This is a genomic window from Mesotoga sp. BH458_6_3_2_1, assembly GCF_003664995.1.
Taxonomy (GTDB): Bacteria; Thermotogota; Thermotogae; order Petrotogales; family Kosmotogaceae; genus Mesotoga.
In genome coordinates this window covers 233,395-254,202 of record NZ_JFHL01000021.1, presented here as the reverse complement: position 1 = coordinate 254,202, position 20,808 = coordinate 233,395, and the positions used below count along the sequence as shown (strand labels likewise).

Below are 20,808 nucleotides of genomic sequence, written 5' to 3'. Positions count from 1 at the left end.
GTGTAGTAGTAAAGCTTGAGGTTATCTACAGTCAATATGTTATCCATAGTCACTACCTCGTCTTCAGTTTCGGGTTCAGTATCTTATCCATTGCAAACCCGACAAATGCGAATGTCATCCCCATGAAGGCTATTGCCATCCCCGGCGGTACTACCCACCACCACATCCCGCTCAGCATCGCGCCTCCATTATGGGCATCTTGAAGGATTTGACCCCACGTTACTATATTGGGGTCGCCCAACCCGAGCAGGCTGAGGGTCGCCTCGACAACGATAGCTCCTGGGACATTGAGCGCCATTGAAGCGAAGGCGTAAGGGATAAGCAGAGGCACCATATGTTTGAAGATTATTCTTGTGTTAGACGCCCCGAGGGCTCTTGAGGCCTCTATGTAGGTCTCTTCCTTTATCTGGAGTCCCATGCTCCTGACAGTCTTCACCGGTCCAACCCAGTAGAATACACACATGATTAGGATGATCATCCAAATATTCGGCTTGAAGACTGCGCTCATTACGATGAGAACGGGAAGCATTGGAACACTTATGAATATCTCGAATATCCTCTGCATTAGAGAGTCTTTCCATCCGCCGACGTAAGCACTAATGACACCATAAATGACACCAATTGAAACTGAAACAAGCGCCGTAAGGAGTCCAATCAACATTGCCCATTTCACTCCAGCGATAACCCCGCTCCAGATATCTCTCTTGGAGTTATCCGTTCCAAGAATTCCATGCACCCTACCGGCGACTTTCATCTCGGTAGATTCTATTACGTCGGTCTCCTTCTGCAGGATCAAAGAAACCATTATTTTGTATTCGCCCTTAAGGGCTTGAGGAGTGAAAACTATTGAGTCTTCGACCTTCGAGAAGAGTATGTCGGTTGTTTTTAGAGTTTGTTTTGATAGGCCCGTTGCAGCGTCCATTGATTTCAAGAAGTTGTAGGCTTCATTTAAGGAAGTTTTGTCTATTGCAATCCTCAAATCCTTTCCTTGTGTAACTTCAAGTGGTTTTCTCAGAAGATCGATCTTCTTTCCGTCCGGTCTTTCAACGGAGATGATTACCGTTGGATTGGCCTGGCCTGAAGCTCTGAATATGATGTCTGAGGGCGCGGCATCGTACTGGTAGTCGTAAAGAAAAGTCTCTTCTATTATCCTGATTGTCCCTGCATTTTTGACTTCTTTTTTCTCCACTTCAAGTGGCATAGAGACTGCACTCTTCTTGGAGGAGAAGAAGTTTGTCCATTGGGGAGCAGCACTTGCGGGATTGTCTTCCCAGTAAGTAATGTCTTTCCATCTCGAGTTTGCCTGTTCGAAGGGAAGAAGAAGCGGTTCAAAAAACAGAATCATCAGGAACAGTCCAAGAAATACAAGGCCAATCATTCCTGATTTTACCTTCCTGAATTCCCCCCAGAATTCATCGAATGATGATTTCATTTCGCCGATTCTCATGCTTTTGCACCCACTTTGATTCTGGGGTCTAGCAAACCGTAAACGAGATCCAGGAGAATCAGACCGCAAATGTATAGCCCTGTGGTTATCGCAAGGTTTCCCATAAGGACTGGAACATCATTCTGCTGAAGGGCAAACCAGAAGAGATTGCCCATCCCCGGCCAGTTGAATATTCCTTCAAATACAATGTTTCCCGATACGGAAGCAAGCAATGCAAGTAGCGACATAGTCACAATTGGTGGAGCCGAGGTTCTCATCGTGTGACCGTACAAGACTTTCCTTTCGGGAATTCCCCTAGCCCTTGCCGCCATTATGTAGTCGTCTTGAAGCACTCCCAAGACAATATTTCGAGTAAGAAAGGCCCGCCCCCAGAAACCGATTACGACAAGAGTCATTACGGGAAGTGCAAGGTGATAGAGGGCATCTAAGAAGAACGCTATCCCTTCTGGTGGAGGTGTTGCATGCAGACCTCCTGAAGGGAAGACTTTTATCGTGTATGCAAAGAACATGATAAGAATCATTCCTAACCACCATGACGGCATCCCAAAAACCACCATGGTTCCAACCGAAGTGCTTTTGTCCAAAACCCCGCCGGCTTTTTGAGCCTTTTTCAGGCCGAGCCAGATTCCTATAATGATGTCAATCAACATCGCAGAACTAAAGAGAATCAACGTTCTCGGTATTTTTTCTGAGACTATGGCCCATACGTTTCGATCGCCTGCGGCAGATCGAATGGAACTGGATTTTCCTAAGTTCAGTGTCAGGGTCGACCAGGTTCTCCAGACTATTCTTTCGAAGATAGGCTTGTCAAGTTTGTATAGAGCGAATTTTTCGGCACGTCTCATTTCGATAAAGTTTTGGATTTGCTGAGAACCTACATTGTCAAGAGCCATCAATTCAGCTCTTATCTCTTCATCGATCTGCCCTCTCAGAGTCTGTTCCATAACAGTATTGAAAAGTGCCGAAAAGACGAAGATAAGGATAATGTATATGAAAATCCCGTAGAAGACTCGTTTCAACATGTATTTCCAGAACATATTTCCACCTCAATAATGAAGGCGGTACCCGTGGGGTACCGCCTTGCCGTTATCAGTAAACTATGGTGGAAGTGACGGACGACGCCGGCACTGCACCCTCTAGAGAAGCGATTGCGAGAACGTTGTATGATCCGGGTTCTAGAGATTCAATGGCCTCTGCAGGGATCATGGCCTCGAAAATCCCCGGCTCAATCAAAACGGTGTCAAAGCTGATCTCTCCATCTGGAGTGATTAGCGTCACGACAACGCTTCCTCTGGATGCCTTGGATACCTCTTCAGAAGGATACTCGATCTCAGCTACCACAACCTGGACTGAAGTGTCCATACCCTTCGCGATTATTGCAGGTACTTCAATAGAGTCGATCGAGAGCCTTACTGTCTTCAGCGCCTCTTTCCAGAAGTACGGTTCGTAAGGATAAGAAGGATCTCTGAAAGCTCTACATTCCGCGTAGTTAGCGGTGGGATCGTATTTAGACAGATAGTATGGTCCGTTACTTATGTAAGCATGTCCGTACTTGTCGATGAAGTCGATTGCTGCCTGGTATCTTGTCTGAGCCTCTTCTACAGTGATTAGTCCCTTCAAGGAGTTAGGGATGTGGCCGTTTTCCTTAAGTTCTACAAGCTTTGCCCTTATGTCTTTCACATGATTAGGTACCAAGACATCTATCTGAGTAATAGCCGGATCGTTTCGGAAAGCGTAAACCGTTCCCGACTTGCTTCCGTTGGCAACGATCTCTGAGAGGGCCTCATAGATCTCCCAAGAAACTATTACGAAAGGCTGCCTGTGCACACCGAGGAAGGGTGCTCCCCAGTTGGCCGTTCTGTCGACACTTGCAGGGAAGTTGTAATCGAAGTAGCTGGTGATCGTTCCGTCATCGTTGACAACATATCCCTTTATTGTATCCTGAGAGCTTCTCATGTAGTTCTCATAGGAAGCTTCATAGTACTTGTCGTTTTCTCCATCCCTCGATATCCATTCATCTCTGAATGCGTAGGCATAGAGATAATCATTTACAGTTATCGGTTGACCCTGATGCATGTTTCCGCCAAGGAGAGTGTAAGTACCCATAGACATTGACTTGATTCCGGGACCTACTTCTTTCCACTGCTTGGTTTCGCTGTCGAATCTTATTGCATTTTCTGGAACATCAATCATGCCGACGACGTCACCTTCATCGTTCCTCTCGACCTTCGTGACTATGTCATCTTGTGTCCAGGAAACTCTGTAAGGAGTATTGATTGCAGATGCTGGACTTTCAAAGGAACTTGAATCGGAGAGAATTCCGACAACATTTGCACTGTATGTGTCAGAAATTCCATCGGGTCCGACCGGATCCCAGTTAGACATGAACAGGGCTCCGACAGAGGAGTACTGTGTTACGAATAGGACCTTGTCATCTGTAACAGCAGTCTTTAGAGACCACTCGTTGAGACCATCTCCAAGACCGTAAGCAAATCTGTCGACAAGTCTTGCAGAGTTGGCCGTGTAGAAGCCGTCCTGATAACACAAGTATAGTCTAACGGCATCCTTAAGTCCCATCTCCAGAGCTGTCAAAGCGAGATCCCAGTACTCCTCTTCCGTCAAGAAGTTTCCGGTGTACGCCTTTTCTATAAGCTCGTCTAGTTCCTTGTTTCTGAAGTTCCAGAACCCTTCGGTTCCTCGGCCGGGCATGTAAGAACCACCGGTGGAGTACATCTGACGAACGATGTGTTCCCAGAAGGCCCTGGTTGCTCCTGCACTCCAGGCTTCCGTGTACAGGTTCCAGATCATGTCAGCAGGATCGCTTCCGTAAGCTGTGTTGCTGGCCTTTGATCTTTCCCAAACCAGTCTATCCACTGTTACTCCGGTTTTTTCCAGTTGAAGCGAAACATATTCGCCGATCTTGACCCTTACGTTGGGGTCGTCCGCCCTTATGACGAACCTTACGGTGACGGGTTCGTTGTCGAAGTACCATTTGCCAGCTCTTTCGACGAGCCTCCCCTCGTTCTCAGGAATCCTGGAGGCTTCTTCAAGAGCTTTTCTCATGGCTTCGATAGCTCTTGTCTCGTTACCTTCAAAGCTAAGGCCGAGTTTGTTCGCTACCAGACCGTATCTGTAGGTACCGGGCTGACCTGGAGTTGCCATAGAGAGCATCGGTCCGCCAGCTCCCCCGAGGATCTCGTCAACTACGTACTGCCTGTTGATCAGATCGTTGAGTGCGTACCTGAACTCGTTTATCGCCATTACGTTGAAGAAATCTTTTCCGCCGACCTCTGCAAAGTAAGGAGCTTGGTTCGGATACGGATTGATGAAAAGAGAATAGGTGAGTGCCGGTACTGAGTAGATATCCATTTTGTCTCTCGTTGCTTGGTCCATTCCCATAAGAGTAGGACCGGAAACGCCTTCCATGAAAATATCCGTTAGTCCTTCAGCTACGTCCCTAAGGCCGAGTTCTTGAGACATCTTCACGTTGAAGTAGATGATGTCGGATATTGGTCCCTTCTCAGTCGCGAAAATACTGCCACTGAAAACTAGTGCCGTTACGAGAAGAAGCATGGTAAGTCTCTTACGCAATTTCTTTCGCCCCCTTTTTCATTTAGTTCTGTGACATTGCACAGAACGTCTAATTAGTATGTGTAGTGTAGAATAATTTTCTTAATAGATGCAGTTTTATCTTCTTAATGGCACTCATAATAAAAAAATAAAGCAATTCACAATAAGATTTTGCTGTAACTGGAACATATATCAAAGCATTACGAAGTCTATCATAATAATTACAACAGTGTCAAGCTATTATTTTCATTGATTACTGAATTATATAAGCAAATATCTGATAATATCAGTATTGTTCAAACTGATAAGGCACTTAAATCAGTAATTTGATCTCTAATGAAGTAAATAGTTGATAGATTCGGAAAGTGAATGAATATTTTCAGATGAAAGTTGAAAAATGGTAGATCATGTTTTCAATAAGATCCATAGCATCCAATGTATGGATTCTTTCAAAGAAGGTTGCTGTTCTGAAGGAATCTTTCGACCTCTTTCTCGTAGGCAACTGGATCGGAAGTAAGGGCCATAGCGTGGGCCGCTCCGGGAACTACTAGAAGATGGTTTTTCGAATTGCCTTCCCTGTGCATCTTTTCGCTCATATAGGTTGGAACATAATGGTCTTCAGCTCCGTGCGCGAACATCACTGGAATTAACGACTCTCTTACGGATTCTATTGGGCTTACTTCTTTTAGATTTGCGCCAGTTAGGAGTTTTGCGAAGAATCGAGCTAGCCAAATGAATGGAATCGAGGGAAGGTGAAAGTCTTCTCTCAGTCTTACCGAAAGTAGCTCTTCGAGGTCCGAAAAGCCACAGTCCGCGACGCAAAAATCAATGTCTCGATCGAGAGAAAGGTACTGAAGAACTATTGCCGCACCCATCGATTCACCGTGGAGGCCGATGCGAGCATCTTTTCCTAGCCTTTGGATGACCCAGCTCTTAACGGAAGCAAGGTCATGCTTCTCGTAGTATCCGAGAGTAGTATTGCTTCCGCCGCTCTTGCCATGGTTTCTGTGGTCATAAGCGATAACGTTGAAGCCCAGTTTGTGAAAGATCCTTGCGTATTTGATCGAGCCAAACAATGAATAGGTGATTCCATGGCAAATTATTACGGCTTTACTGGAATTATTGCAGGGAATGAACAGTCCGTGAAGCCTATATCCATATGGAGAGTCGATCCAGATCTCTTCCTTTTCAATCTCTTCGAACCACTCAGGATCCATTCTACCTTTTTCAACCTCTATGCGGTATGTCTCATCGTAAGGAATCTGCTTTGGCCTTGTAACTTTATATGCGAAAACCAGACCCGCTGTCATTAGGAAACTCACAATAACTACCAGAATTATGATTAAGATCAATTCTCTCCTCCAAAACCTCGAATTATCTCTTCTCGAACGATCCAAAACCCCGCTCGCAGGATGGTCGCTCTACCATCTTGAGAATCTTGCCTCCTGAAAGTCTCACTGCAAGAGATACTTTCTCGATGTTCTTCAAAAATACTGAGAGCTTTTCTTCACTACCTTGAGCGACTACTCTCACTGACCCATTATCAACATTCTCGACATACCCTTTGATCTTGTGCTTAATCGCGAGGCGCCTTATGTAGTTTCTCATTCCAACCTTCTGAACTTTTCCTTCGAGAATCACTTCGACTGTTATCAAGCTTGGCTTGCTCCCCAAATGGTTTAGAATATCTTTATATAGAAAGATTCTATCAGCTGATAATGATTAAAACGTCAATTAGAAGTTGTAGTAGTTCTCGGTGTTTTCGGGAGGTGAAGCCATAATACTCGACTCCAGGTTTCGACAGAATCTTTCGAAGTACATATTCCAAACAGTAACAACCGTTTTGTCCGTCTTTGCAGTGCCGCTCTTTCTCGGTTTGATCTCGGAGGAGGTTTTCGTCACTTCATTTGGGGTTTCGACATTCATTTTGTTTACAAAGTCAAATCCAACAATCTCTAGCACCTGATCCCTTATGGGCGGTAGTGTTCTCGGCCTTTTTGTGGTTCTTCTTATTCGCAAGGAGACCTTTTGGCTAACAGAGCCGATTTTGAATTGTCTGAGAACATTCCATTACTTTGATGGATTTTACGGCAATCGGATTCAGCATGTTCGTTATTTTTATTACCGATCCAGAGCATCTTTCGGCAGCTTTTTAAGAAACACCTGATGGATCGAGTCTTGAAAGGAGGTTCTTGATTGATAAGACTTAAGAAGATGAAACACGAAGAGTTTGAGGACTATTTCGAAAAACTGGTGAGGTATTATGCAATTGAAAACGTAAAGTCTGGAAGATGGGAGGAAAGCAGCGCTCTAGAGAAAGCAAGGATGGAAATCGATGCACTTTTGTCTGAGGGATTAGAGACAAAGAACCATGAACTGCTGAGCATAATTGAAACAGATAATAATCAGACGATAGGCTATCTGTGGCTCCATATCTTTCCCAGGATGGAGAAGAAGGGATTCATATACGATTTTGTGATTCAAAAAGAGTACAGGGGCATGGGATATGGGAAGGCAAGTCTGGGAGCCCTTGAAGACTATGCTATAGAACTAGGTGTGGAGAACCTTTCGCTTCATGTTTTCGCTCACAACTCTGTCGCGGTTGCTCTCTATAAGAAGATGGGATATGAAGTTACAAGTATGAATATGGCAAAGCAGATATCCAACAAATAAAAAGAGAGGATATATCCTCTCTTTTCTGGCAGGCGAGGAGGGCCTCGAACCCCCGACCTACGATTTTGGAGACCGTCGCTCTGCCAATTGAGCTACTCGCCTACAAAGACGATTATAGCGGAATCGATACTCCTTTTCAAGAGGAGAAAAGAATAGCCAAACCGATAGTTATAAGAAAGAGGATTAGGTACGAAGAAAGAGCCGAATCAATTCTTTCAAGATAGATCGGAAGTGGCTTCAGGAATCTTCGCAGGATCAGATAGGCTGCAATTCCCGCCACTACTGCGAGAAGAGATTCAAACATGTATATCTCAAAGCCGATTACTCCGTGGGTGATTATCACCCCTGAGAGAATGACATATGCGGCAACAACATTTGCGGCCGGCCAAGTGGTTGTTTTGACCGGTTTCAGGAAAATAAACTTCGAGAAGCTCATTGCCGTTCCTACAGAAGCAATTAATAGAAGTATTCTCAATGATGGGCAACATGCCCCATGTATTATGACTTCTTTTGTAACACACCCGGAGGTCATAGGGAAGCCCGCTATGGCGAGTGAGCCGATTAATAGAAAGGTGTATTCAACTGTGCTGATTTTCCCCGACCATTTTGAATAGTCCTTTGTTCCGAGTCTTGCCGAAATATTTCCGACCGCCAGAAAGAGAAGCGTCTTGAAAACCGCGTGGCTGAAACCATGCCAGGCAGAGGACTTATCACAATTCACAAGCATGAACCCCACCTGAGAGATCGTGTGATATGCTAGAACCCGCTTCGCGTTCTTTGAATTGACGGCAAAGATTACGCCAATGATTGCGCTGAGTATGCCTATGAAGATATAGGTATCTCTCATCCAGCTAAAAGAGGAATAAGTGATGAATCTTATAGACAGGTACACGTCGAGCTTGACAATTAGACCGGAGAGTATTGGAGAGACTTCGGTGGGTGCGTTGGAGTGAGCATCAGGCAGCCACATTGAGAAGAAGAAGAGGCCGGATTTGACGGCAAGCCCTCCAAAGATCAGTACAGAGGCTATCGTTGAAGCTTTCTCAAGACTCTCCATGGCAAATGAACCCGTCTCCATGTAGACAATTCCTATACCAAGAAGGTAGAAGTTCAGACCGAGAGAAGAGAGAAGAAGGTATTTTAGACTCGCCCACGCCTGCCGCGGCTTCTTTTCGTAAGAAATGAGAATGAACGAGATTATCGATGCCAGCTCAACAGTCACGAAGATATTGAACAGATCTCTCGAAAGAAATATCGAATTCAAGGTTCCATAGAGTATCAGAATCAAAGCATAGAAGAATCCGTCGTAACTCTTATTGATCGAATTCAGAATAATTGCCAGCATTACTATGAAAGTAGATAACAGAAATGGAGTAGTAAGTTCATCGATTGCCAGGCCGATTCCAAGAACTCCCCACTTCCCCAGAATAATCGAAGCATCTTCAAAGATAACGAAAGGAAGAACGCTCCCACTTGCAATAGCAGTCACAATCGCTACTATCGAACTAACTGACTTTCTGTCTTTCAACACCAGACAGATAATTCCTCCCAGCACGGGTAGAAAGACGAGCGCGATCACCGTTCCTCCCTCTCGAAGATCATTTCGATTGCCTCGACATTCATTGTGTGGTATCTGTTGTATATTATGATCGCAAATACGAGTGAAAGGCAAAGAAGGGCAAACGATATCACAATCCCTGTGATTATTACTGCTTGAGGTATGGGATCTGCGTAGAAAGCGTTTGAAAAATCACCGCTGACTATGGGAGGTATTATCCCGCTTCTTGCCGAGATTCCTGTGTACATGAGGTTTATTGAGGTCTCCACGATACCGAAAGAGAGAATCTTCTTTATGAGGTCCTTTGATAGAATCATACCGATCGTTCCCACGAGCATTCCCGAAATTGAGAAATAGATTACGATAGTTCCAGTCATAGTGTCCCCCGCCTATTTATGAACTCACTGGACATCTTCCATGCACCGGCATACACTTTGATTCCGATGAGAATGTTCAGGATCGGGATTAGCCCACCGCTGAAAGTTGAACCAAAGCCAGCCGCAGAAAGTAATCGCGAGTGGGTCTCTGGGAAAAGGATAATCAGAGTTGAGAATGCGAAAATCATCACGAGACCTAGGTTCTCAAATATTCCGATCTTCAACTTATCATAATGAATACTTGCCTTCTTGAAACTGGAAGTGAGACCATAAGTGATTACGCCTGTTGCAAGCACAACTCCGCCAACAAAGCCTCCACCAGGGGTTATGTGGCCGTTTATTACGACATATAAGAAAAGGGTTATCGACAAGGCGGCAAGGCCACCGCTATAGACTGTAACTGTCCCAAAAACGTGCTGATCTTCGTCGCGATTAACCGGCAGCGATGCAAAGAGAGAAGCTACTCCCAGAGCCGTTATGCTGAAAACGATTATCTCGAATATCGTGTCATAGAGTCTTGTCTCGAGATAAACGCTTGTAACTGCATTGGGCACATTTACTCGATCCACTATTTGCTCTATCGGACTGGGAATACTTCCCGAAGGGTCAAATGAAAGCAAAACAATGACAAAGATCATTGTAACTGCAATTATTCCTGCTATCTTCAAAGGTACCGCCCCACTATCTTTTCGATATTCCCTGAAGAGCTGATTTCGTTCAATCCTTCATAAATGTCTCTTTCCAGATCCGGCGAATTCATGGAAATGACAAAAACATAGCTACTCTTCTTCAGGAATTTTTGTGTGGGAGAAATAGCGTTTCTGCTCAGGTGTTTCAGTCTCACAAAATCGATTTCCTCCCCGTTGCAGATAAATATTGAAGTCTCTAGATAAGGGATGCCCTTTGTTCTGCCTGAAACGTCGTCCTCTGTAAATGCTCCGCAAATCAGATCGACTTCATGGTTCTCAACGGCTTTCAATGCTTCTTCCTTCGAAGAGAACTTCACTGGTTCAACGTGATAACCCTCCTTTTCGTCAACAAGCTGAATAATCTCCCACTCTAGCCCTCTGAGACCGGAAGGCGATTCCTCTATCATCGAAGGCACAGCGAGAAATCCGAGACGAACACGGCGCTGTTTCTTAAGTGCCATTATGTATACGATTAGAACCAATGCAACTCCAACAGAAAATTGTGTCATCGCGACGTCCGGTGCTCCTATTATCATCATAATGACGGCCGAAACCGAACCCATAATTCCAAACCAGATAACACTCTGGAAGTTATTCTTAGATGAAAGGACGATCATCGCGCTAATCAGATAAAGAGAACTGATTCCGATTAAGACGAAACTCATTTCTCTTTTCCCCCCGAGTTAATGAAGGCCCTGGCGATTACGTGAGTTACAAGCGGTCCAGTGACCATCAGAGCGACAATAAACGCAAGCATCTCAATTATCGTCAACAGGCCAAAGAAAGAAGCGGAGATGACGATGAATATCAGCCCGACAGTGTCGGCAACCGTTAAGAAATGGAGGGTTCCAATGATTGTGTGTGCCAGGATGGCCCTGAATGTGCCTGCGAAAACGAAAAACAGACCGGGAATCAGAAATAGGTACCCTAAGATTCTCGTCATCTTCTGACCCCAAGATAATAAGCAGCAATAATCGTACCACTTGTATTTAGTATAAGAAAAAGCAGCGCTACGCTTGAAACGAAATCAACTCCCGTAACCATTTCAATAAATATGACGCCTATGAGAAGTCTTGTCGAAATAGAGGAGTAGGCTATCAGCAACCTCCAGGGATCACTACTTGCGGCAAACCAGACCAGCATTACAATAGAAGAAATTATTGCCGCCATTGTGATATAGAAGGTCACTTTTTCACCTCGTGGATCAACAGCCCTTCCCTGTCCTTCGAAATGACAACTTCCTCAGGGGTCATTGTAATAGAGATTATCTTCCCAAATTCAACGATTCTGTTCTCCGGTGCCTTTTCGCTTCTTACCGTAAATACGGGTTTCGAGAAGATAATTCTGAATGATTGGAAGACTGCAACAGGTAAAGCGAGCATAATTCGAAATACGGTGCCGAGAGCCGGACCGGGACGGATAAGCCTTGCAGATACATACTGCACCAGGACAGACACAAGTAAACCCGATATCTCTGAGGCTATAGTGAACCTTCCAAAAAAGGTGATCCACAGAAAAAACGAGATTACGAAAATCATCTAGTCCCACCTCAAAGGTTTGGCCCTGAAATTCTCCTTACATTCGAAATGCTGCATCCATCCAGTAAGACCAAATCTATCAATCACATCAAGTGCATAAACGTATTCCTCTTCCGAGATTTTTCTCGATAGTTCGTAGTGCTCTCTAGCCCTGTAAACTGGTCGATACTGTGACATAAGCGATATGGGAACGGACGAGGACAATTCAAAAGCCACAAACTCCGCCATCTCTTCTGTACCTGCAATTCCTTCAGGTAGAACAAGGTGCCTGACTATAACTCCTCGCATGTTTTCTTCTCTGAAGGAGCCAGTTTGTCTAAACATCTCCTTCACTGAATTCTTTGTGACGGTCCAGTAATCTGGGACAAGGGAGTATTTCTCTCCAACCGCATCGTCGGTGTATCTTATGTCTGTGAGATAGATGTCGACTATTCCATCGAGAAGCTGCAGCGTACTTACTTCTTCATAACCGCTAGTGTTGAACACCACTGGAAGGAAAAAGCCCTCCTCAAGTGCAAGTTCGTAGGCTTTAAGGAAGCCATACAGATTGGGAGTCGGAGTGACGAGATCGATGCAAGCGGCTCCTTCCTCCTGAATCTTTATGAAGTGTTTTGATAGCTCTTCAAATGAAAAGACCTTACCTGCGTTCTTCTGACTGAAAGCGAAGTTTTGACAGTAGAGACAGCTCATTGTGCAGCCACTGAAAAAGACTGCACCTGCACCGCCTTCCTTCACCAAAGGTGGTTCTTCCCCAAAGTGCAGTACTGTTGCTGAAACTCTTGGTTCGATCCTCTGCATGCAGAAACCAGGAGTCTCATACCTGTTTACACGACATTTCTTTGGGCACAGGTCACAAGAGCGCAGTCTTTCTCCCGTTATTTCTATTGCTTTCTGTACTCTGTCGAGTCTTTCTGCGTTTGAATCCATTCAATCAATTCCTTCTCTTCACTCTAAAGATTGTCGGAAGGCAATCAGCTGAGATTAGTCACGCAAATTCGAGTCTAGGGAAACTAAGATTGCGCTTGGGTTATACGAGGGAAAAGGAACACTTCTGGCAGGTTCGCCTAACTAGCAACCCTTAACGTACAACCAATCTAACATCGTGCTGATAGTCTTACATCCCGTCATGCAGCTGAAATGGTCTACCAACTTTTGAAAAATAACGTTCCATTTGACCTTTCACTCTCATAATTTTCCTAATTCTATACTTGACAACTTAGAGTATCTGAACCTGTTTCAGCATCCAGTTCCTTTCTCTTCGCTAGCGGAAAACCGCTCAAAGACCCTTAGTTCTCTAGATCTTCCGATCTCCTATCACCATCTTTGAACCTCGTCTGGCTTTATTCATGCAACTCATCCTTCGCACTCTCCAGCGTTAAGCGTATCTTAGCAAGCGGTTAGCGGCTCTTTTCGGAGGACGGTGAACCACTCAACGGTCGACCAGTTTTCTTTCTCTTCCGACCTCCAACCACCAACCCCTAACCTCGTTTTTGTGTTTTTCTTGCTTGCAACTCACAACTTGGAACTGATCTTCTGCTCTTCCGAACCCCCAACCTCCGACCCGAACCACGGTTTTCCCTTCATTCTTCGTCGGGATAAAACGTTATCTTTGCTCCGAGTGTTCTCAGTTTCTCTTGAAATCTCTCGTAACCTCTGAATAGGTGAGTGACGTTGTTGATAATTGTCTCTCCATCGGCGGCAAGTCCGGCCATGACAAGAGCTGCTCCGGCCCTGATATCTGGGGCAATTACTTCTGCTCCACTCAGCTTGCTTACCCCGCGGATATTTGCATGACTGCTTGAAACCTTAATCTGGGCCCCCATACGGTTTAGCTCATCTACGTATCCAAAACGATTTTCGAAGACGTTTTCCTCAAGCACCGAAGTACCCTCTACCGTAGCCAAGACGGCCGTTATTATTGGTTGAAGATCTGTGGGAAATCCAGGATATGGTTCAGATGATACTCTAACAGGGTTCAAGGGGCCTTTCCAGAAAGCTCGCAAGTATTCATGGCTCTTTTCGATGCCTGCACCCATCTCTTCGAGAATGCTCAACAATGCGATCAAATGGTCTGCAATTGCTCCATGGATTTTAATATCACCTTTGGTGGCGATCGCTCCGAGCAAATACGTTCCGATTTCTACTCTATCTGGAATAACTGAATACTCTGCTCCACTAAGCTTTCCAACTCCCGTCACTTTGATGGTTGGAGTTGAGGCACCACTGATTTTCGCACCACACTTGTTAAGAAAGTTCTGAAGATCAGAAATTTCGGGTTCGCGAGCGGCGTTTTCAATCGTTACTTTGCTCCCTTCCATAAGCGCTGCAGTAGTCATTAGCTGCTCGGTAGCTCCTACACTGGGAAACGGAAGAGCATAGATTATCTCTCTCTCAAAACTCTGCGGAATTACGGCCATAACGTCGCCGTGCTCTTCGGTTATCTTAAATCCAAAAGCCTCCAAACCCTTGAGATGAAAATCAACAGGACGCTGGCCAATATTGCAACCACCAGGCTTTCCAACCTTGGCCCAACCACAGATCATGGCGAGAGGACCAATGATATTGAATGAGGCTCTCATTTTTCTTACGAGTTCATATGGAACGTTTCCTACCAGAATCTCTCCAGGCATTATTGTGACGGTTTCGTTTTCGAAAGAGACTGTCTTTCCAATCTGCTGAAGTATAGATATCATCGTCTGGACATCTCGCAATTCCGGCACATTCTTTATGACGACTGGCTCTTCAATCATTACTGTAGCCGCCAGAATCGGTAGCACTGAATTCTTGGAGCCACTTGCCCTTATCTCGCCTTTAAGACGTGTGTTTCCCATAACAACGAGCTGGCTCATAATAACCCTCCAATCTTTTCATCGAGTTAGAAGATACGACCGCACTATTATTCTATCAGAGGTAGAGTCTGCAAGAATGTCCAGAGAATTCAGAGAATTTCATTGCTCAATGACCTCTTGTATATGCGAAGCCCTATTCTAAGTTCTGCAACTTCACTCGAAGGATCGGGCATGAACTCTCCCGCGTTTGACAGATAAGGTTCACTATGATTTATCAGGAGTCCTTCCTCGGATATCGACACTTCTTGAGGAAGAGATGGTGGGGCCGGTTCCGAGTCTTCTTCGGGGAATCCTCCGCGAGGTATCTCTCTTATGAAGAGCTTGCCGTCTTTCTTGAAGATATCCAGATCGGACATTTCCCCTATATACATCCCTAGAATCTTCTCTGCCCGCTCTAGCGCATCGTTGGCCGGAGTCAAAGTAGTGGGGCTTAGTCCCAGAATGCTCTCGATTACGATTCTGGTGAAGATAGAGGTTGCTTTGCTGCCTTCACTGCTATTGGTAAGGATAGCCGCCGAAAAATTAAGATCAGGTACTATTATCAACAAGGAAATCTGACCGTTGGTGCCGCCTCCATGCTGCAGGACCTTGGCGCCTTCAATTTCCTCGACGAACCATCCCAGAGCAACTTTGGAGGCGGGAGAAGCGTCTATTTTCCCCGTGGTTAGAGCTTCAAATGAGTCTTCGCTTATGATTCCAGATCTTCTAGGTGCCGATTCAGCAAAGTAGAATGCAGAATACTTGAGCAAATCCTTGACGTTGGTAATAATACCGCCTGCCGGGTGCATCGCTCTACCTATATGCCAAGGACGAGCAATGGATATGTGCTCCTTCTCTATCTGATGGCCGACGGCAAAGCGTTCGGTAATGATCTCTTCGGGAAAGAAACGAATCTTATCGAGCTCGAGGGGTTTTGAAACCATTTCATTGATGGCTTCTTCGAAGGGCTTTCCGGTGAACACTTCGATGGCTCTGCCCGCGACATAGAAACCGGAATTGCAGTACGAGAGAATCTTTCCCGGAGGGTTGATCTGAGGAATAGCAGACATGCTCTTCACCATTTTCTCCAGGGCATCCTTACCATAACCAAAATCCTTGAAGTAATCTCCCTTCATGCCAGACGTATGGGTCAGAAGATGTTTCATCGTGATCTTTTCTTCAGCTCCTTTATCTGAAAGAGCGAAATCTTCGATGAGTTCCTTGATGGGTCTTTCCAGATCGATCCTGCCGGCATCGACCAATCTCATAACCGCAAGAGCAACGAAAGTCTTGGTTATCGAGCCGATCTGGAAGAAAGTCTCATCATTCACCTTCAAGGGATGGTTGATGTTTGTGACCCCAAAAGAGGCTGTTTCGACTATGTCGCCAAAACGAGCCCCGCAGGAGATTCCGGGAATCTCTCCTTCTGCAACTATCCTTTCCATTTCAGACGGAATTTCCGCGAAGCGCTTTCTAAAACTTTCCGGGTTCATATAACACCTCCTTTAAGCATTATAGCTGAACATGCACCATGAGGAAAATTCTACATGGATTTCGGAGGAAGCCTAATATACAATTGAGTAGAGGTGACTAAAGTGGGAAGATTGAATCTGTCCGAACTTCTTATTCCGGCTAAGGAAAGGATCAATTTCGACGATAAAGTTGGACTCGTGCTCTCTGGAGGAGGTGCCCGAGGCGCTTATCAGATAGGAGTCTGGAAGGCTCTAAAGGATTGTGGAATCGAGATTGGGGGAGTCTATGGGACTTCGGTAGGAGCCTTAAACTCAATGGCAGTTGCTATGGACAAGTTCGAAGACGCTCGTGAATTATGGCTGAAAATCGATTTCGATAAAATCGTAATAGATGGAACTGACGGCAGCTTGATCGAAAAAGCGATTGGCGCACTGAAGAGTGGGGGGTTCGATCCTGCTCCGCTTAGAAAAAACTTTGGTCGTCTCCTTAAGGAAGAGGACGTTCGAAAAGCCGTAGTTGATATTGGTATAGTCACTTATTCTCTCAGCAATATGGAGCCTAGGGAACTCTTCATCGAGGATATTCCTAAAGGAGAGCTAGAAGACTACATTCTGGCAAGCGCGAATCATCCAGTATTCAAAAGAGAGCAAATTGGCTTGGAAAAGTTCATAGATGGAGGTATATACAGGAATATTCCCGTCAATATGGCTCTTGGCAGGGGCTTCAAAGAGATTATCATAGTAGATCTCGGTCCCAAGAGAATAAGAGATGTGCTTACCCTCGCATCACTGAAGAGATTGGAGGAAGTCAAGCATCTTGTCATCAAACCGAGAGAATTTTATGGAGATGTCCTTGACTTCGATCCCGAAGTTTCTCGAGATTTTATGAAAGAGGGATATCTCGACTGTCTCAGTGAACTGGGTTATCTTGCCGGAGAGGAGTACTATGTTTTTGCAAAACAGGACACGATTGCAAAAGCGCTCTTCACAATGCCAGAAAAGAAAAGGAAAGAGGCAAAAGCAATCTTTGGAATTGAACCCTGGCAGAGCGAGTCTACTTACCACTTCTATTACGGTCAACTTGTGCCTGTATTGCAGAACCACTTTGGAACAACTAGTCCTTTGGAAACATGGGTAGTGCTTCTAGATAAGCTTGCAGGGCTTATGGAGCTTGAGAAACTTGAACTCTTCAGTTTGCAAACGTTGATCGAGCGGATCACTTCTGCTGTACGTTCAAGTATTGAGAACATAGAGTATAACGATATCTCCTGTCAAAGGGTAATGAGTTTTCTTGAGTTTTTGATAAACAACTCAAATATGAAAGATCTTGAAGATCAGGAATTCAAGAAATTCGAAGATGGATTCAGTTCTTTGACTCGTCTGGAATAGTCAATGAAGAAGGTCCGGCAACGCCGGACCTATATATCTTCTGGAAATGAATCTAGTAGTTCTCAACAAAGAGCTCGAAGTAAGCCTTTGCATGTTTGCATGCCGGACACTGTTCCGGTGCTTCCTTTGCTTCGAGAATGTAACCGCAGTTACCGCATTTCCACAGAACCTTCTCATCTCTCTTGAAGACCTTCCCAGCCTCAATATTCTCAAGGAGTTTCAAGTAACGGGCCTCGTGTCTGTTCTCAACCTTTGCTATTTGCCGGAAGCTCTCAGCAACAGCTTTGAAACCTTCATTTTCTGCTACATCGGCAAATGTTGGATAAAGTTCCGTCCACTCCTCGTTTTCTCCGGCCGCAGCTGCCTTGAGATTCTCTTTCGTTCCTCTCAAATCAACAGGATAATCTGCATCCACGTGGACCATAATCGGCAACTCGCCGGCCATACCTTCTATAATGTGCTTAAAGAAAACTTCAGCGTGCTCCTTCTCGTTGTCTGCAGTTTCCTTGAAAATTGCCGAAATTTGCTCATAACCTTCCTTCTTGGCCACAGAAGCATAGAAAGTGTATCTGTTTCTCGCCTGCGATTCACCAGCAAATGCCTTCATAAGATTCTCAAGAGTCTTTGTGCCCTTTAGATTCACAATTTCACCCCCGGTTTGAAATATCGTTTTGATTTTGTTTTCATAAGCTTTTGATACATAGGTAAGAACGCATTTGGTACAATTATAGTACATTTGTGATTACAATCGCGAATCTCTCTAAAGAAACCTGTGTCAACCCTCTACCAACGCAAACATTGAAGACACAGATGAACTTTGCAAAGGTGTTTACTTAGAAGAGTATCGATCAATCTCCTGCCCCTGTTCGTCGTTGTGACTGAACTCATTCGATGAATCGATTCCAAAGTTCTCTTCTTCAACATTGCCCGAAGGTTCTACGTGAACGTGGACATCGTACACGTTCTCTTTATCCTTCTTTATGGCAGCTTCAACTTGCTTAGCAAGGGAATGAGCCCTACTTACGGAGAGCCTAGGATTTACTTCTATATCCAGGTCTACGAGGTACTTGTAACCCATCTTTCTTACCCTTACTTTGTGAGGGTTATAAACATCAGGGACTCTTTTCAGCGCATCGAAGATTATCCTATAAATATTGTCGTCCGGTTTCAGTCCGTCCATCAGCTCGTAGTTTGTCTCCCAAAAAATCTCGATCGATGTCTTGATTACCAGAGCGGAAACGATTAGCCCGACAATTGAGTCGACTATCTGAAGACCGGTAATTCCTACGAAGATTGAACCCCCAAGAACAGACAACGAAATTATGATGTCCAGTTTCATGTTCATCGCATCTGCAATAAAGACTGAAGAGTCAATCTTTCTTCCGATCCCGAGCTTGTAACGGTACAGAAGATACTTCGCAATAGCGGAGATCGAGGCAACCGTTATCACCAAAGCAAGGTTCGTAACTGAAGACGCACCCGTAAAAAGCTTCTGAACAGAGCTCATTGCAAGCTGTGCCCCGGCGAAAAAAATAATCATTGACACTATCTTTGAGGCTACGGCATCTGCTCTTTCGTGGCCATAGGGATGTTGGGCATCAGGCGGCTTGTTTGAGACAGATGTGGAAATCCATGTTATTACTGAAGTCAGGATATCCGTAGTAGAGTCTACTCCATCGGCAAGAATAGCCATACTGCCCGTGAAGAAGCCTGTAAAAACCTTCATTAGTGCAAGTGCTGCATTTCCACCTACACCGATTATTGAACCCCTTCTCGAGAGAGTTGCCCTATCTCCTGTCATGAGGTCACCTCAATTGCACTGGAGAGCGCCCCGAGGTATCTTCTGTTGCGATATCTGGTTATGGAGCCGTTTATAACTTGAATACCTTTTTCAGCCTCTACAGGAACTCGCTCTTTCCCAAGATTATGGAATACATTTGCGGTCTTGCTCTCTCCAACCACCTTTATCATTACCAGGTCTTCCTTTATCTTCACGCTTTTTATGGTAGCAAGCCTCAACCAATGATTCAGCTTTCTAAATTCCATTATAGCTTTGAATCTTTTAAAGTAGCTGTCTTTGATCACTTTCTGCGCTTCGAAAGATCTGCCGCTGTGAGGGTGATTCTTCCCCAGAGCTTTCCACTCCGTTTGACCAGGGCCATAGCCATTTTCAAACCAGAGAAATGGTTCAAGTTGTTCTTCGTTGAAATACATGTCATAGATCCCCTCCATCCCAAGCTCCTCTCCGTAGTATAGGAAGGGCACTCCCGGCAAAGACAGTAAGATCGACATTGCCAATAGTGAAAGCTCTTTGTCGCCATTCATTGCTGAGACAAGACGACTCATGTCGTGATTTGTAAGAAATAGTCCAGATTCGTAGCTTCGTTTCGACCTGAAACATCTATTGAGATCAGTTTTCAGTGATTTCACAAGTAGTTCGGGATTTCTTGTAACTATTGAGGCCTTCAGGTCCTCGGCAAGCGGAAAATTGAATCCTATTCCGAATATCGCAGAGTAGAGATCAACGATTCTGGCGTCATCCCAAACTTCACTCACGAAGATCGAATTAGGAGAAATGGATCTGCAATGAGAAGTCATTTCTTTCCAAAAAGCAAGATTGCGGCTGTGCTGATATTCACATATTCCCTTCTCGAGTGAGAAGTCAAAGATGTGTTTTGCCGCATCGAATCTAAATCCATCAAATCCAACTGAAAGCCAGAATGTGAGGACCTCCTTCATCTGTTGCCAGAGAGAGGGGGATTCATAATTGAGATCGGGGCTTCCCGGTCCAAACAATGTGTAAGCCAGCTGGCCTGAGTAGTCAGTCCATACCTTCTCTCCGTCCCAGTGTCTTCTGGCCTTTAACCATTCTTTGTTCTTGAGAAAGAGATACCAATCTCTGTAAGGTTTGTCACCGTCGAGCGCTTTCAGAAACCACTCGTGGTTTGGAGAAGTATGGTTTACTGGAAGATCTAGTATCACCTTAAGGCCTAGTTTATGAGCCGACGCCAGAAAACTCCTTAGTTCCTTTATATTTCCATAGATAGGATTGACATTGAAGAAGTCGGTAACGCTATAGCCGTGGTAGGATGGTGACTGAAGAATAGGCAGTAGCCATATTCCATCGATACCGAGGTCTGCAAGATAATCCAGTTTTCTTTCAGCTCCGACAAGATCCCCTATTCCATCTCCATTGCCGTCATAAAAAGATCTTAGATAGAGTTCGTAGAACATTCAAATCCCTCCCGAATTGATCAGCAAAATAAT

At 44.9% G+C, this 20,808-nt stretch carries 21 protein-coding genes and 1 tRNA gene; 2 read left to right on the top strand and 20 right to left on the bottom strand.

Translation table 11 applies throughout. From position 1 onward, the window contains the following. Positions 1–52: 52 nt before the first annotated feature. The 6 genes from Y697_RS11080 to Y697_RS11055 all read right to left on the bottom strand — a co-directional run bounded on the left by Y697_RS11080 (position 53) and on the right by Y697_RS11055 (position 7,036). Positions 53–1,447, bottom strand: a complete 1,395-nt coding sequence (locus Y697_RS11080; protein WP_121551672.1) for an ABC transporter permease — start codon at positions 1,445–1,447, stop codon at positions 53–55. Then, positions 1,444–2,484, bottom strand: coding sequence for an ABC transporter permease (locus Y697_RS11075; RefSeq protein WP_121551671.1), 1,041 nt, complete (start codon positions 2,482–2,484; stop codon positions 1,444–1,446). Before Y697_RS11075 ends, Y697_RS11080 begins: the two co-directional genes overlap by 4 nt. A 52-nt stretch (positions 2,485–2,536) precedes the next feature. Continuing rightward, the gene (locus Y697_RS11070; protein ID WP_121551670.1) at positions 2,537–5,038 is read right to left on the bottom strand and encodes an ABC transporter substrate-binding protein; all 2,502 of its coding nucleotides are present in this window, start codon (positions 5,036–5,038) and stop codon (positions 2,537–2,539) included. A gap of 428 nt (positions 5,039–5,466) precedes the next feature. Beyond that, complete coding sequence (locus Y697_RS11065; protein WP_121551669.1) at positions 5,467–6,369, bottom strand: alpha/beta hydrolase; 903 nt, start codon at positions 6,367–6,369, stop codon at positions 5,467–5,469. Positions 6,370–6,391: 22 nt separating this feature from the next. Beyond that, positions 6,392–6,673: an acylphosphatase gene (locus tag Y697_RS11060; RefSeq protein ID WP_121551668.1), complete on the bottom strand. Its 282-nt coding sequence runs from the start codon at positions 6,671–6,673 to the stop codon at positions 6,392–6,394. Positions 6,674–6,751: 78 nt separating this feature from the next. After that, the gene (locus tag Y697_RS11055; protein ID WP_121551667.1) at positions 6,752–7,036 is read right to left on the bottom strand and encodes a hypothetical protein; all 285 of its coding nucleotides are present in this window, start codon (positions 7,034–7,036) and stop codon (positions 6,752–6,754) included. 177 nt (positions 7,037–7,213) lie between these two features. Between Y697_RS11055 and Y697_RS11050 the strand changes: the two genes are divergently transcribed. After that, complete coding sequence (locus Y697_RS11050) at positions 7,214–7,690, top strand: GNAT family N-acetyltransferase (protein ID WP_121551666.1); 477 nt, start codon at positions 7,214–7,216, stop codon at positions 7,688–7,690. 26 nt (positions 7,691–7,716) lie between these two features. On the opposite strand, the gene Y697_RS11045 is transcribed toward Y697_RS11050, so the two are convergent. The 11 genes from Y697_RS11045 to Y697_RS10995 form a co-directional block, all read right to left on the bottom strand. Then, a tRNA-Trp gene (locus tag Y697_RS11045) sits at positions 7,717–7,792 on the bottom strand. A 34-nt stretch (positions 7,793–7,826) separates the two neighbouring features. Then, on the bottom strand, positions 7,827–9,269 hold the full coding sequence (locus Y697_RS11040; RefSeq protein ID WP_121551665.1) for a proton-conducting transporter membrane subunit: 1,443 nt from the start codon (positions 9,267–9,269) through the stop codon (positions 7,827–7,829). Continuing rightward, a complete protein-coding gene (locus Y697_RS11035) occupies positions 9,266–9,625 on the bottom strand; it encodes a sodium:proton antiporter (RefSeq protein WP_121551664.1) in 360 nt (119 codons plus the stop codon). The genes Y697_RS11040 and Y697_RS11035 overlap by 4 nt, the downstream gene beginning before the upstream one ends. After that, positions 9,622–10,293 (bottom strand): MnhB domain-containing protein, encoded by a 672-nt coding sequence (locus Y697_RS11030; RefSeq protein WP_121551663.1) that lies wholly within the window; start codon positions 10,291–10,293, stop codon positions 9,622–9,624. Before Y697_RS11030 ends, Y697_RS11035 begins: the two co-directional genes overlap by 4 nt. Beyond that, the gene (locus Y697_RS11025; RefSeq protein WP_121551662.1) at positions 10,290–10,979 is read right to left on the bottom strand and encodes a hydrogenase subunit MbhD domain-containing protein; all 690 of its coding nucleotides are present in this window, start codon (positions 10,977–10,979) and stop codon (positions 10,290–10,292) included. Before Y697_RS11025 ends, Y697_RS11030 begins: the two co-directional genes overlap by 4 nt. Further along, the gene (locus tag Y697_RS11020; protein WP_121551661.1) at positions 10,976–11,257 is read right to left on the bottom strand and encodes a monovalent cation/H(+) antiporter subunit G; all 282 of its coding nucleotides are present in this window, start codon (positions 11,255–11,257) and stop codon (positions 10,976–10,978) included. Before Y697_RS11020 ends, Y697_RS11025 begins: the two co-directional genes overlap by 4 nt. Further along, positions 11,254–11,502, bottom strand: coding sequence for a hypothetical protein (locus Y697_RS11015; protein ID WP_121551660.1), 249 nt, complete (start codon positions 11,500–11,502; stop codon positions 11,254–11,256). Before Y697_RS11015 ends, Y697_RS11020 begins: the two co-directional genes overlap by 4 nt. Then, positions 11,499–11,852 (bottom strand): Na+/H+ antiporter subunit E, encoded by a 354-nt coding sequence (locus Y697_RS11010; RefSeq protein WP_121551659.1) that lies wholly within the window; start codon positions 11,850–11,852, stop codon positions 11,499–11,501. Before Y697_RS11010 ends, Y697_RS11015 begins: the two co-directional genes overlap by 4 nt. Beyond that, entirely contained in the window at positions 11,853–12,779 is a 927-nt protein-coding gene (locus tag Y697_RS11005; RefSeq protein WP_121551658.1) for a radical SAM protein, read from the bottom strand. Between the two features lie 653 nt (positions 12,780–13,432). After that, a complete protein-coding gene (gene murA / locus Y697_RS11000) occupies positions 13,433–14,701 on the bottom strand; it encodes a UDP-N-acetylglucosamine 1-carboxyvinyltransferase (protein WP_121551657.1) in 1,269 nt (422 codons plus the stop codon). 89 nt (positions 14,702–14,790) lie between these two features. Further along, positions 14,791–16,173 (bottom strand): serine hydrolase, encoded by a 1,383-nt coding sequence (locus Y697_RS10995; RefSeq protein ID WP_121551656.1) that lies wholly within the window; start codon positions 16,171–16,173, stop codon positions 14,791–14,793. A gap of 102 nt (positions 16,174–16,275) precedes the next feature. Here Y697_RS10995 and Y697_RS10990 point away from each other — a divergent pair, with 102 nt between their 5' ends. Next, positions 16,276–17,541: a patatin-like phospholipase family protein gene (locus tag Y697_RS10990; RefSeq protein ID WP_121551655.1), complete on the top strand. Its 1,266-nt coding sequence runs from the start codon at positions 16,276–16,278 to the stop codon at positions 17,539–17,541. A gap of 52 nt (positions 17,542–17,593) precedes the next feature. On the opposite strand, the gene rbr is transcribed toward Y697_RS10990, so the two are convergent. The 3 genes from rbr to Y697_RS10975 form a co-directional block, all read right to left on the bottom strand. After that, positions 17,594–18,187: a rubrerythrin gene (rbr, locus tag Y697_RS10985; RefSeq protein ID WP_183083794.1), complete on the bottom strand. Its 594-nt coding sequence runs from the start codon at positions 18,185–18,187 to the stop codon at positions 17,594–17,596. A 183-nt stretch (positions 18,188–18,370) separates the two neighbouring features. Then, positions 18,371–19,342, bottom strand: a complete 972-nt coding sequence (locus tag Y697_RS10980; RefSeq protein ID WP_121551653.1) for a cation diffusion facilitator family transporter — start codon at positions 19,340–19,342, stop codon at positions 18,371–18,373. After that, the gene (locus Y697_RS10975) at positions 19,339–20,775 is read right to left on the bottom strand and encodes an alpha-amylase family glycosyl hydrolase (RefSeq protein WP_121551652.1); all 1,437 of its coding nucleotides are present in this window, start codon (positions 20,773–20,775) and stop codon (positions 19,339–19,341) included. The genes Y697_RS10980 and Y697_RS10975 overlap by 4 nt, the downstream gene beginning before the upstream one ends. Between the last annotated feature and the right edge of the window lie 33 nt (positions 20,776–20,808).

Excerpts from the sequence above, each read along its gene's own strand:
- Y697_RS11080 (WP_121551672.1), bottom strand. The coding sequence starts at position 1,447 with ATGAGAATCGGCGAAATGAAATCATCATTCGATGAATTCTGGGGGGAA.
- Y697_RS11075 (WP_121551671.1), bottom strand. The coding sequence starts at position 2,484 with ATGTTCTGGAAATACATGTTGAAACGAGTCTTCTACGGGATTTTCATA.
- Y697_RS11035 (WP_121551664.1), bottom strand. The coding sequence starts at position 9,625 with ATGACTGGAACTATCGTAATCTATTTCTCAATTTCGGGAATGCTCGTG.
- Y697_RS11025 (WP_121551662.1), bottom strand. The coding sequence starts at position 10,979 with ATGAGTTTCGTCTTAATCGGAATCAGTTCTCTTTATCTGATTAGCGCG.
- Y697_RS11020 (WP_121551661.1), bottom strand. The coding sequence starts at position 11,257 with ATGACGAGAATCTTAGGGTACCTATTTCTGATTCCCGGTCTGTTTTTC.
- Y697_RS11010 (WP_121551659.1), bottom strand. The coding sequence starts at position 11,852 with ATGATTTTCGTAATCTCGTTTTTTCTGTGGATCACCTTTTTTGGAAGG.
- Y697_RS11005 (WP_121551658.1), bottom strand. The coding sequence starts at position 12,779 with ATGGATTCAAACGCAGAAAGACTCGACAGAGTACAGAAAGCAATAGAA.
- murA (WP_121551657.1), bottom strand. The coding sequence starts at position 14,701 with ATGAGCCAGCTCGTTGTTATGGGAAACACACGTCTTAAAGGCGAGATA.
- Y697_RS10995 (WP_121551656.1), bottom strand. The coding sequence starts at position 16,173 with ATGAACCCGGAAAGTTTTAGAAAGCGCTTCGCGGAAATTCCGTCTGAA.
- Y697_RS10980 (WP_121551653.1), bottom strand. The coding sequence starts at position 19,342 with ATGACAGGAGATAGGGCAACTCTCTCGAGAAGGGGTTCAATAATCGGT.
- Y697_RS10975 (WP_121551652.1), bottom strand. The coding sequence starts at position 20,775 with ATGTTCTACGAACTCTATCTAAGATCTTTTTATGACGGCAATGGAGAT.